Here is a 13,508-nt window from a genome sequence, read left to right as displayed (position 1 = left end):
CTCCCTTTCAAATAATTTTTTCCAAATAGCTAAAAAAATAGTCTATGTATCTATTCTAACAGATTCATCTACACCAAATAAATATATATACTGTTCTTTTACTTTTTTATCTGTTATTTCTTCAATTACCTTTGCATAAATCTCAAGCTGCTTTCTATATCTGTCCACAACTTCTTCTCTATTTTCTTCATTCACAAAATCTGTTTTATAATCTAAAAGTACAATTTCTCCATTTTCTTCAAAGTAGGCATCAATTATACCTCTAAGCATTATACTCTCATCGTAATCAATTCCTTCTTTTGCAAATAAATCCTTCATATTAATCTCTGTATAAAATGCTTTTTCTCTTCCAACAAAGTCTGCATTTTTCATTCTAGTTCCAAGATCTGATTTAAAGAATTTATAAATCTTAAATGGATTAACTACATCCGCTTCTTTCTGAGTTATTATTTCCTTTTGTACAAATTCTTCAATCTGATTTTTTATTTCATCGATTGTATTTACTTTATCCATATTGATTATTTGCATAACTAGGTGAACTACACTACCTCTATGCGTAGGACTTAGTTTCTCATCTTTATTTTCTTGAATAAATTTAGGTCTTTTTATCTCTGTTTTTTTATTATTTATACCTGATTCAATTTCATTAATATCTATTTCAAGATTATCTTCTTTAATTTCAAGATTTTCATTCTCAATACTTTCTATATCTTCAACAAATAGATTCTCCTCTGTTTCAAGTGCTACTCTATCCTCTTCTTCTCTTTCAAGATTCCAAAGTCTCTTTATTTCAGTAACAGATATACTTCCAGATTTTTCTACACTCTTCTGATATGGATATTTAAAGTCTAATCTATTTCTTACTATTTCACTATAGTCAACTTCTCTACTACTTGTAAGCTCTTCTCTTAAAACATCAGCTAAATTTATTTCTTCTTCATCTTCACTTGAAAGTGTATAATCTTCTCTTTTGTGAATTTTAAACTTCCATTCAGACTCATCATTTTTTTCTACTATTTCAGAATCGAGTGGAAGTATTCCTCTAGCATCTTTATGAGCTATTGCAACAGACATTATCCAATCTAAGAATGATGCAGATTTTAAAAGATTATATCTATCTAATTTATTATCCTTCATTACCTTTTGAGAATTAGATGCCCATTTCTGTAAATTCTTTTCAACGTCATTTACAGCACCTGTTATTATCAATTTTTCTTTTGCTCTAGTAAATGCAACGTATAATACCCTCATTTCCTCAGAAAGCATCTCAACAACCATCTGTTTTTTCATAGCCTCTTTCATCATTGAAGGGTATGATAATCTAGTTTCTAAATTTACCACCTGTGGTCCATATCCAAGTTCATGGTGGTATAGTATTCCTCTATTCATATCCATTTTATTGAATCTTTTTCCCATTCCTCCACAGATTACTATTGGAAACTCTAGGCCTTTACTTTTATGAATACTCATTATTCTAACAACATCTGCATTTTCAGATAATGTCTTAGCTTCACCCATATCACTATCAGATTTTTTTAATTTTTCCACAAAGTTTATAAAGTTGAATATACCTTTAAAACTAGTATCTTCAAATTGTTTAGCTCTTTCAAATAATATTCTTAAGTTAGCCTGTCTTTGTTTTCCTGCTGGTAAAATAGCTGCATAGGCGTAATATCCTGTTTCATTGTATAAGTACCAAAGAAGTTCATCTGTACTAAGATATGAAGATCTTTCTTGGTAATCCTCTAATCTCTCTAAGAAATCTCTAACCTTTTTATTATCACAATCGTCAAAACTTGCGTATATTTTCATAGCTTCATAGAATGATACATTTCTATTCACTATTCTTATATCTATAAGCTCTTCTGGAGTAAAGTTATAAATTGGAGATTTTAAAACTGCAAGTAATGGTATATCTTGCATTGGATTGTCTATTACTTTTAATAACGAAACTATTGTCTTAATTTCTATAGTATCAAAATATCCTGTTCCAGTATCTGCATATACTGGAATATCCATATTTGTAAACTCCTCTGTCAACACACTTGCCCAGTTTGATGTAGCTCTAAGAAGTATGACTATATCCTTATACTTAGCCTGTCTATATCTCTTTTCTTCCTTGTCGTACACCATCTGTATTTTTCCATCAGAATCTTTTCCGACAATTTCTTTAATTATCTTTCCTATTGCTCTAGCTTCAATCTGAATATTATCTAAATCCTCTTCCTCCTCAAGCTGCTCGTCAGTTAAATTTTCATTTGCCTTCTTTTCAATTATATGAACATCGCAACTTCCTCCGACTATCGTATTTTCTTCATAACATTCTTCAAATACAGCACCTGGATTTAGTTTTTCATTGTCATTATATTCTATCTCTCCAAGTTCTTTACTCATTATATTTTCAAATATAAAATTGACTGCATCCAATACGTTTTTTCTACTTCTAAAGTTTTTATAAAGCATTATTTTTCTTCCATCTTTATCTTTTTCTGTAGAATATGTTTCATATTTATGCAAGAATATTTCAGGTTTAGCCTGTCTAAATCTATAAATACTCTGTTTAACATCCCCAACCATAAATCTATTAGGCATTTCTTTATTTGCAATACTGCTTAATATAGCTTCCTGAACTAGATTACTATCCTGATACTCATCTACAAATATTTCCTTAAACTCTTCACTATATCTCTTGGCTGTTTCTGAAGGGATTTGGCACCCATTTTCGTCCTCGTCAACCAATATTTCAAGTGCAAAATGCTCTATATCATTAAAGTCAATTATTCCCTTATCTTTTTTAGCTTCTTCAAACTTTTTCCAAAACTCTAATACAGCATCTGAAATAGCTCTAACTATAGGATAAGACATATCTATTTCTTTTTTTATGTCTTTTGAGTATCTATTTTTATACATTTCTACAACTTTTTTCATACTTTCTATAGCTTCTTTTCTATACTCAGTTGCAATCTTCCAAGCTTCTCTCATCTCATCTGGATCATCTTTTTTAATCTTCTTACCTTTTCTGTAATCTTCTGGATAGAATTCTCCTATAGCCTTTATAAAGTCATCCCATCCTTTATCAAGACTATCGTAAACTACATCAATTCTTTCTGATTCAGTTATTATCTTTTGTATATTTTCTATTTGACCTAAATATGGATGTACTGTAGCCAATGCTTTTTCCATATTTCCAACTATATCTTCGATCTCTGTTTTTACAGAGTTTATTACTATTCTTCCCCATTTAGAAGATGTAAAATCAAAATCATCGTCTACTAAAAATGCATCTGCAGATTCATTTAGCCATTTTTCAGGATTTGGAAACGACATTGCAAAGTTGTATATAGACATAATTAAACTTTGAACTTGATTATCTCCATTTCTCTCTGCAAAACTGTCTATAAGTTTTAAAAATCTTTTTCCTTTTTCTGAATTTTCATCTCCAAGATATCCTTGCTCATAAAGTTCTTCAAATACATCATCTATAGCTTCTTGAGCTATAAGCTGACATTCTGTAGTATCTCCTATTCTAAAATTAGGATCCAATGTTATAAGGTGTATGTTATTTTTTATAACATCAAGACAGAATGAGTGTATTGTAGTTATATTTGCTTTATTTAAGAATAAAATCTGCTTTTGAAGATGCTCAATTACATCTTTTTTTTCTAACTTAGTAGCTTCTTCTAAGGCTTTTGATACTGCGTCGGCTATTCTTTCTCTCATTTCAGATGCTGCAGCATTTGTAAAAGTAACGACAAGTAGTTTATCTATATCTACTTTTTCTTCTGTATCTAGTATCATGCTTATTATTCTCTCAACTAAAACAGCTGTTTTTCCCGAACCAGCTGCAGCAGATACTAGTAGATTTCCATCTCTATGGTCTATTACCTCTCGCTGTTCTTTAGTCCATTTTGTACTTCCCACTAATTCACATCTCCTTCCATCATTTTTATAACATCATCGCTCGTTCTATTAGGTATCACCTTATAACAATTGTTTTTAAGTGCCGTATCAAACTGACAAATAGATGAGTAACTACAGAACCGACAAGAATCTTTATCTTTTGATTTTTTAGGCTCTATTTTTATATTTCCGCTCATCATATCCGAACACAAGTCTTTTATAGATTTTTTTATGTATGCTCTTATAATTTCAAATTGCTCGTCTGTAACTCCAGCAGTCCCTTTTGAAAGAGAGCCATCTTTATTTCTAGCAGCTTTTATTATTTTAGAGCTACTTTTTGGCTCTTCAAGTGCTTTATCCATATATGAAAGTATATCTAAATCTTTTATAAGCATTCCTTTCATTTTAAACGATTCTATAATCCGCCGCTTAACTTCTTCATCATCCACAAGCGTACTTCTAGAAATTATAGGATTATCCATTCTACTGTATAACATTGCAGCTGGTTTTATTGGAATATTATCCGGTATTTCACCGCCTTCTAAAATTGCATCCATATATACCAGTAATTGTAACTGTAACCCGTAATATACATCGTTTAAATTTATATCATTTTTACCCCATTTGTAATCTACTATTCTTACAAACTCTTTATTTTCTTCGTTTACATACTTATCAATTCTATCTATCTTCCCTATTAACTCTACTATTTCATTTTCTTTGTACTTAACCTGTATTGAAGGGTATTTCCGTTTTTTACCAAATTCAACTTCATACTCATCTGGCTCAAATCTTCCCTGCTTAATCTGATCTGCTATTATTTTTATAGAAACTGTTATAAGCACTTTTAATCTATAAGCAAGGTATTTATATTTTGGAGAACTTTCAAGTATAAATCCAGGTATTTTAGCTATTAGCTCGTCTACCATTTCTGATACTCTAAGCTCTATATATTTATCATCTACCTCATGCCAAGTTATTCCGTCTTTATGCATAGTTTTAGAATAATTTTCTATTACCTTATGTACAAAGCTTCCTACATCAGGTGCCGTAAATAGATATTCTTTTCTATCCTTTGCCTTCATTCCATATTCTATGAAATATGCAAATGGGCAACTTGCGTATTTTTCTAATCTCGATACACTTATAGTCTTTGAATTATAAAGCTCTTTTATTTTTTCCTCGTCTACATATTCAAATTGATTTGTAAAGTCTATTCCTTCAACAATTCTTTTAGTTATATCATTGTATCTATCGTCATTTAGATAGTATTCGTATGTATCTTTCCAAATATCAGATATTCCATTTTCAAAATCTTTATCTGCAGCTTCTTTTATTTTATCTACCATTGTATTAAAAGTAGGTATTTTAGAATTTACTTCTTTTAAATCTTCTTCCTCATACACACCTTCTAAGAAATAACTTTTTATATCTACATATTTAAATAATTTTTTAATTCTAGATATTATTATAGATGCTCTTTGTGTTTTTCCTTCGCTATCAGCAATAGGGTAGCTTACAGTAAGTTTGTCTGATGTCGCAGTTATAGCCTTATAAACTAAAAATTGTTCTTCAAACACCCTTTTTCTACTGTCTTTATCTAGCTCCACATTCATATCAGATAGTTTCCCTCTATCTGAGTCAGAAAGAAGCCCATTTTCTTTTGAAGGCATTGGAAATACTCCATCTACAGTGCCAATTAAATACAGGTGCTTAGTATTTGGATTGTTCATTCTGTCTACTTCTGTTACTGTTACCTGGTCTATACTAGGTGGTATAGTCTTTAACTCGTACTCATCAAGTGCAATATTTACTATTCTTATAAATCTCTCTAGAGAAATTTTTTCATTGCCCATAATCTCTACAAGCTGGTCTAATAAATCTGAAACAGTATTCCAAACCTGTGAATATCTAGCTGCAGATTCTAACATACCTTTTTCTCTAAGCGTATCTATTGTATCTTCTATTTTTTCAAATATGTTTATATCCTCTAAAAACTCATACAGATATCTACAAATATCTTCAACTGTTTTTCTATTTTTAGAAGAGAGTTTCTCGTCAAATCTTTTAATAGGAGCAATTACTCTATTTTTTATATCATTAATTCTTTTCTTGGTTTCTAGTTCTTCTTCACTTTCTTCATATTCATAAAAAGAATTTGGTAATCTGTATTCCCAAACATCTTCAAACCACTTGTTTCCTGATATCCCATTTGCTATTACATAGTTTTCAAGTAGACTTATTTCATCTTCTGTAAAATCTAATAGCCCACTTTTTAAATATCTAAACATTGTTTCATATCCGTATCTTCTCTTTTTCATTTCAAGTACAGATATAATCATTGTGATTATAGGGTTATTTTTCGCCTCAGATTTTTTGTTGATATAGAATGGAATTTTATACTCAGAGAATATAGATTTTACAAGAGATTCATAAGAATCTATATTTCTTGCAGCTATGGTTATATCCTTATATCTATATCTTCCATCTATTATATCGTTAGCTATTTCCTTTGCGATTTCCTCAACTTCATTGTATAAGTTTGAATACTCTCTTATTCTTATTTTTTCTGTTTTCTTTTGGTAAATACTATAAGGATATGAGTTATAATATCTTTCAAGGTGTTGTAACTCCTCATTGCCTATAAATCTCTTTATATTTTCGTTACAAAGATTTACATCTTTTTCTACCTTTATACCTTCTTTTTCGCATATATCTTTGATTCTATTGTATGTATTTCTAGTACTTGCAAAGTAGTCTGCGTATCCTGTCTTAAATGGAGAGTCCATTGTAAATAAAAATGTCGTACTCTTTGCTTTTTTCATAAGTTCTTTTAAAAGTTCATACTGATTTGGCGTGAAACTAGTGTATCCGTCAATATACAGATCCATATCATCTAAGAAACTACACTCAGCAATTTTTTCTGTAAGCATAACTACTCTATCGTGCATATCTACATAATCTTCGTGTAATTTTTTCTCAAATTCTCTATAAATTTTAGCTATATCTTTTAACTTCATAACTAAATTTTCAGGAAGATTTTCCACACCTTCACCTATAATTTCATCAAGTCTATCTGGAGTTATCATAAACTGTTTAAGCTCAGATATCATCTCTGAAATAGATGTTGTAAATCCAGGTTGTGTGTATGATTTTGAGAATAATTCAAGCTCCTTTGATACAGTTTCTATTGAATTATGAGTGATTATAGCCTTTCCTGCTGCATTTATCCCTACTTTTGATAAGTTTCCACAGTATGAAAATACTAAATCAGATAATGTCTTTAACCCCATAGGTCTAACACGCATATATTTATCTTTAGCTCCAGATGCAAACATATTACTTACTCTTTTTTCCATTTCGTATGTGTATTGCTCTGGAATCAGTATTATTATTGGAGATTTTTCTATTTCTGAAATAGCTTTTTCTTTAATCTCATTGAGCATATATTCAGTTTTTCCACATCCACTTCTGCCTAGTATAAATCTGACTCCCATATTACCCTCCTAATATTCTTCATATGCTTCTTCGTCAACATTGCTTTTATTGCACAACATATTGAATTCGCAGTACTTACAAGATTTTAAATTTTTTTCCTCAAAATCCGATTTTTTTATTTCATTTATAATACCTTTTATTTTTATTTTGTCGTTTTCATACTTTTCTTCGCTATATGTTAGTTCTATTGGCTCTGAATAGTATTCAGGCTGATAGTAGTACATTCTAACTCTAGCTTTTTCTTTCCCATTTCCGTATATTTTAGGAATTGCTTCATATGCAACTGCCATATAGACGATACTCTGCATTCTTTTTTCTAAATCGTTGTACTTTAGTTTTCTGTTTTCTGTTTTCCAATCCCATATATCTATGGAAAGCTGACTATTTTCTCTATATATTACAGCTAAGTCGTATTTTGCAGTTAGTCTGCTTTCTTCATCTATTTTTATAGAAAGTCCGTACTCTGGCAGATACTCTCTATCTTCATAAATAGGTACTGCTTTCTTTACTTTTTCCAGCCATTGGTCAAATTTCTCATATTCTTTGTTTCCTGTAAATTTTCCTACAGGTATTCCCGAGAAATATCTCTCACACATTAGATGAAATTCTAATCCGTACTTCATGCTTCTGTAGTATTCCTCGTCGTCTTCCTTTTTCCAATTTAGCCCTTGTATGTATTTATACCCAAATTTTTTAGGGCAACTTCTAAATGTATTTAAAGCATTCTGGCTGAATTCAAATCCAGAAAAGTCCATTGTATTCACCTCTTTTACTGTTTAGCTCTTCTTTTTTGTACTTGATTTTCCATTAGTTTAAAGTAGTCACTCTTTTCCTGCTTTAATGGATATTTTTTCTTTTTATCTTCATCGTTATTAAATACAGATGCAGATATTATAAGCATCTCTTTAGCCCTAGTTAAACTTACATAGAATAATCTTATCTTTTCTCTTATTTGATCTAACTTCAATTCTATATCAAAATTTGTTCTTTCTAATCCATTTGTCAATTTTTCTATTTCAGATGCCACAAGAGCTTCAGGATTACTATATTTTTCCTTTAGGAAATATTTCTGACAAGGTAGTTTAAACTCTAAATCACTAGGGAATTGATATTTTGTGCATTTAAGCATAAATACACAGTCCCATTCCATTCCTTTTGATTTGTGGTTAGTACATACTGTTACACTTCCTGGTGTAGGCTCGTATCCGTTGATATTACCTGTTATATCTAATATATGTCTAAAACTACTGTTTCCTCTGTCTTTTATTACATTTACTATATATTCAAAGTCTACATCTTTATCTTCTCTTTTAAGATATTTAATGTAAAATGCTACATATTCCGCAATAGCCATTTCTTCTTCTGTTATATCTAATCTATCCCGTATGAATAAAACCAATAAATCAGCTCTATTCCAAGAGTAATCCATTATTTCCTGAATTTTTTCTAATGCATTTTTAAACTTGGCGAATATACTGCTACTGTCGTCAACTATTCCTAAGTCAATTTCATCAAAGTTGTATATCAATTCATCCGTTGTAAATTTTTTGAATATATTTAAAAAGTCATCCTTTCCTTCTTCACTTTCTTCTTTTATAAATGCACTTCCAATTATATCCATCATCTTATCTATATTATTATTATCTATTATAAAGTCCAGTATATTGGCTATATCGTCTATTACTTTTCTCATTTTTTCAGAAGATGAGCTTAGATTTTCAAATTGTAAATCGTGTTTTTTTAACTCTGCAGCAATTTTATTGCAGTCGTTATTATACGGAGCTAGTATTCCTATACTTTTATCTGGATATTTTCTTTTTATTCCTTCTACAAATCTTATCGTTTCTCTTATTTCTTCGTCAAAACTTCCTGCGCCTAACCACTTTGTATTTATTGTATAATTTTTTGGCTCTGGGTTTTCTTTGTATCCTTTGCCTTTTTCTACAGTTTTAATTTTCATATCTTCAAGTGCATCTCTACATTCTATTTCTGGTAAGCTGTTTTTTGTGTAGTCAACTAATAGATTTGCAAGCTCTAATATATCCTTGCTACTTCTATTTGACATATACATTCTGTGGCAACAGTCTGCACTCTCTATAAATTCTCTAAAGAATTTTGGATTTGATTCAGAGAATGTTCCACTTATACTCTGGTTTATATCTCCAACCCTTACTATATTCGGATTATCTCCACCAATAAGTTTTATTATTTTTCCTTGGATTTCATTTGAGTCCTGACATTCATCCTCAAATATATATTTATACTTCTTGTTTAGTTTTTCTCTGACAGCATCGTCATCTCTGACTATTTTATGTGCATTTATCAGTAAATCGTCAAAATCTAAGAGTCCATGGAATTTAAGTCTTTTACAGTACATCTCATATATAGGTGCTACTATTACCATTATTCCTTTGTACCCATTTTCATTAACTCTTTCATTTAATATATCTGGAGTTATTCCATTGTATTTTAATTTACTTATAGATCTTGTTACTAAATCAAAAAATCCTTGCTTCCAAGTTTCCTCAAATCCTCTAGCCTTCTCTTCATTTATTTTTTTAGTTTTTTTATCCTTTGCTTTTTCGTAATTTATGAAGTAGTAGAAATATTTTTTCCCCTTTTCTGTAGATAAATAGCTTTCTATACATTCATTTAAAATAATACTTCTTTGAGCATCGTCAGCAATCATAAATTCTTCATTTAGCATTGCTGATTCTGGATTTTCTTTTATTATTTTAGTTGCTAAACTGTGTATAGTCATAACTTCATATGAATTGTTCAATCTTATAAGAGTGTCTTTATTTTTTCTTTTAATCTCGTTTATCTCTTCTTCTGATAAATTTTCTTCTATTTCTACATCTTCTCCATATTTTTCATTTAACAGTTTTTTTATTCTTCCTTTGAAGTTATTAACTGCGCTGTTCATATATGTTAATATTAGTATTTTTTCTTTTCCATTTATATTATTTTCTAGTAGTTCTGTTACCAATCTAGTTACTATGAATGTTTTTCCAGCTCCTGGAACTGCGGGAACTGCCATAGTACCAGATTTATACTCCATTATAGGAGCTTGATCCTCTCTATATGTTATTTTCCGCATATTTTACCTCGCTTGTATATTAAATTTCTTCTCTATCCATTAAGTTTATTATACTTGTGTACAGCATACTTTCTGATAAATAACCATTTAAAGAATAATCACTCTTAAATGCATATACCTCTTCAGCTGAATCTAATAGTGAATACAGTAGATTGTTCATATAGTATTTTTTTAACTTTTCTTCGTCTAAGTCTGTAAATATCTGTTTTTCCTCATATGATTTTCTAAGAACAATAGAGTTATTTATTTCTTTGGAAATCTTTGGATTCCACATATTATTTCCACAATCTGCCCAAAGCTGTATTCCTCTTTCTGATAGAGAATTTATATAATAGAAAGGAGTTGTTATCATTATCTTGTCTTCTCCTTCACTATTTTTTAAATCTCTAAATCCTATGTAATCTTTAGAGTATGTTTTTAAGATTTTATCTATTTCAAAATCTTTTATCACTCCACATTCTGCAGCTTCTTCTAGTTTTTCACATTCTGATATTACTTTTTTGCAAATATCTATATTTTCAATTCCATCTTCTAATGCTATAAGTACTTCTGTGTAAAATCTTCTCATAAATTCACTTCTTTTTAGATTTTTCTTTCTACCAATGTAGATTTTTTCTATTATCCGGTCTAAGTTATGTACATTTTCCACAGAATTGTTTATATCTTTTATATCTATTTCGCTGTTTTCATTTTCTATATTTCCCAGGAAATTATCAAATGTTATTTCTCTACTCTCAGCATAAATCCTGTCAAGCTCGCTATTTTTAAGTATTGTATACTTTAGTAGTGTTTCATTTTCTCTAAATATTTTATTTGCCTTGATTTTATTTATCCCCAGAACTAGTGAAAGCATCTGTATATATTCCTCTGTTGAAAATTCTATTTCCGAATTTCCTGCATATAATGCAGCAATAATTATCAACAGATTTGCATATCTATGCTGAGATATTTTAAAGTCTGTGCTTGTGCTAAAGTATTTTACTCCCATTTTTTGAAGTCTATCTGTTATTCTGTTGTGTAGTATTCCTGATCCTGGAGGAATTATTATAGCTGTTTTTCCTATTTGTTTAGGTTTTTTTGTAATTTCTTCAATTTTATACAATATATCATCTATCATCTCTGTATAAAGTTGTGATTGGTAACATTCTTTTATTCTATTTGAAAACGGTATTAAATCTTTATATTTTGCTCCGTATCTTTGATGGTTCGCCAAATTTTTATTCTCTAGACTATTAGAAGATAATTCACTTTCTTTTGAGTAGTAGTCTACTATGTTATCTAAATCAAAATTGTACATTGCCGCAAAATCTGCACTTATATCTCCGTATATGAATATTTCTTTCCTTATGTTTTTGAATACTTTTACTAATTCTAATTCTGAGTTTGATGTTTTTTCTATTCCATCTATTAATAAGTAATCATATCTTTTAGATAAACTTTTTTTATATTCTTCTTTTTTCAGTAACTTTTCTGTGTATAAGTATATCGCCATCGGTAAATCTATTGCAGATTTTTCTATAAGTTTGTCTGTATATTCTTTTATAATTTCATCGTTTTGAGTATAGGAAAATCTTTCTAAATTATCCTTATTTTTCTTTGTATAATATATTTTTTCTCCAGTAGAGTATATGTCTGTATTCATATATGCTGCTGATTTTAAGTTCGAGTATATGGATTTTGATATGTTTTCTGATGTTCCTGTTATATCTTCAAAATATCCATATTTATATCTAAAGTTTTCAACCATTTCAGTTATTATGTATTCTGGCAATGAGTATGGTATATTATTTGGTACACCCTTTAAACTTTTTAATTCTCTAGATATCAGTGTCCAATATTTTTCTAGTTCTTTCATTATGAATGATATATATGTCAATATTTGTGGTTCTTCTATGTATGAATTTATATTTATACTGCTTTTTATTTTTTCGATTAGTTTTCCATCTGAAACAAGAAAAAGTATCTTAGAACACTTACCTGATTTTTGTTTGATCAGTTCATTGTATTTTTCAGATACTTTTTTTAGGTTTGTTTGTTTAGTTGTTATCTCTGCCATAATCTTCTCCTTTTTTGTAGAACATTAGTTCTTGATATTCTTATTATATCATTTTTTAGTGTAAGTTTAAAGTTGTATATTGTTTGTTATTAAATAAAATTCATTAGATGTTTTTTATAATTTTATTAATATTCTTTTTAATTTTTTTCTGATACTATAATATTGGAGGTGATTGATTTGAAAAATATAGTAATTACTGGTGGTTCTGGTGGAATTGGAAAGGCATTATGCTATGGGTTTGCCGATTTGGGTTATAATGTCCTTAGTCTTGATGTTAATGATTATAATTTTGATAGAAAAAATATACATACTTATAATGTAAATCTATCATCTGAAGATGAGATAAAGTCTTGCTTTAATGAAATAGTAAGTAAGTTTGGTCCAATTCATATACTTATCAATAATGGTGCTATTAGCAAGTTTAATAAATCTATTTATGATATTTCTGTTGATGAGTTTGATGCTGTTTTAAATACCAATTTAAGAGGTGCGTTTATATGCTGCAAGGAATTTATTTTAGCGAATAAGGGGCTTAATTTTGGAAGAATAATAAATATAGCATCTACAAGATATAATCAAAATGAGGCTGATTGGGAAGCTTATGGTGCTTCAAAGGGCGGAATAGTATCCCTTACAAATACACTTTGTGTTTCTCTATCTGGGAGTGATATAACTGTAAACTGTATAAGTCCTGGCTGGATAGAAACTGAGGATTATGATTCTTTATCAGAGTTAGATCATTCTCAGCATCCTTCTGGAAGGGTTGGAAAGCCCGATGATATTTTTAATGTGTGTGCTTTTCTTGTTGATGAAAAGAGCGATTTTATTAATGGTGCAAATATTGTTGTTGATGGTGGTATGACTAAAAGAATGATTTATTTTTAATTTTTAATAAAAGAGAGGGTATATAAAATTTTTTCTGTAAATAAGCCCTCTATGGCTTAAACTACCGTT

Annotated in this window: 6 protein-coding genes; 1 reads left to right on the top strand and 5 read right to left on the bottom strand. The window is 29.4% G+C overall.

What is annotated here, in order from left to right; genetic code table 11:
* Nucleotides 1-42: 42 nt before the first annotated feature.
* Genes addA through DWX74_RS07885 form a run of 5 tightly spaced genes read right to left on the bottom strand, consistent with a single transcriptional unit; the run spans nucleotide 43 to nucleotide 12,554 of the window.
* On the bottom strand, nucleotides 43-3,921 hold the full coding sequence (addA, locus tag DWX74_RS07905; RefSeq protein WP_118549495.1) for a helicase-exonuclease AddAB subunit AddA: 3,879 nt from the start codon (nucleotides 3,919-3,921) through the stop codon (nucleotides 43-45).
* Entirely contained in the window at nucleotides 3,921-7,397 is a 3,477-nt protein-coding gene (gene addB, locus DWX74_RS07900; RefSeq protein WP_118549494.1) for a helicase-exonuclease AddAB subunit AddB, read from the bottom strand. The genes addA and addB overlap by 1 nt, the downstream gene beginning before the upstream one ends.
* 9 nt (nucleotides 7,398-7,406) lie before the next feature.
* Nucleotides 7,407-8,153: a PD-(D/E)XK nuclease family protein gene (locus DWX74_RS07895; protein WP_118549493.1), complete on the bottom strand. Its 747-nt coding sequence runs from the start codon at nucleotides 8,151-8,153 to the stop codon at nucleotides 7,407-7,409.
* A 14-nt stretch (nucleotides 8,154-8,167) separates the two neighbouring features.
* A complete protein-coding gene (locus DWX74_RS07890; protein ID WP_118549492.1) occupies nucleotides 8,168-10,498 on the bottom strand; it encodes an ATP-dependent helicase in 2,331 nt (776 codons plus the stop codon).
* A gap of 19 nt (nucleotides 10,499-10,517) precedes the next feature.
* Nucleotides 10,518-12,554 (bottom strand): UvrD-helicase domain-containing protein, encoded by a 2,037-nt coding sequence (locus DWX74_RS07885; protein ID WP_118549491.1) that lies wholly within the window; start codon nucleotides 12,552-12,554, stop codon nucleotides 10,518-10,520.
* 168 nt (nucleotides 12,555-12,722) lie between these two features.
* On the opposite strand from DWX74_RS07885, the gene DWX74_RS07880 reads away from it, so the two are divergent.
* Nucleotides 12,723-13,439, top strand: coding sequence for an SDR family NAD(P)-dependent oxidoreductase (locus DWX74_RS07880; protein WP_286164272.1), 717 nt, complete (start codon nucleotides 12,723-12,725; stop codon nucleotides 13,437-13,439).
* The last annotated feature ends 69 nt before the right edge of the window (nucleotides 13,440-13,508 follow it).

The sequence above is a fragment of the Peptoclostridium sp. AF21-18 genome (assembly GCF_003478825.1).
GTDB lineage: Bacteria > Bacillota > Clostridia > Peptostreptococcales > Peptostreptococcaceae > Peptacetobacter.
The sequence above is the reverse complement of the archived record's forward strand: the minus strand, read 5'-3'. Positions and strand labels throughout refer to the sequence as shown.

Bases quoted from the DNA above. Each gene is read 5' to 3' on its own strand.
- addB (WP_118549494.1), bottom strand. From the start codon at position 7,397: ATGGGAGTCAGATTTATACTAGGCAGAAGTGGATGTGGAAAAACTGAA.
- DWX74_RS07895 (WP_118549493.1), bottom strand. From the start codon at position 8,153: ATGGACTTTTCTGGATTTGAATTCAGCCAGAATGCTTTAAATACATTT.
- DWX74_RS07890 (WP_118549492.1), bottom strand. From the start codon at position 10,498: ATGCGGAAAATAACATATAGAGAGGATCAAGCTCCTATAATGGAGTAT.
- DWX74_RS07885 (WP_118549491.1), bottom strand. From the start codon at position 12,554: ATGGCAGAGATAACAACTAAACAAACAAACCTAAAAAAAGTATCTGAA.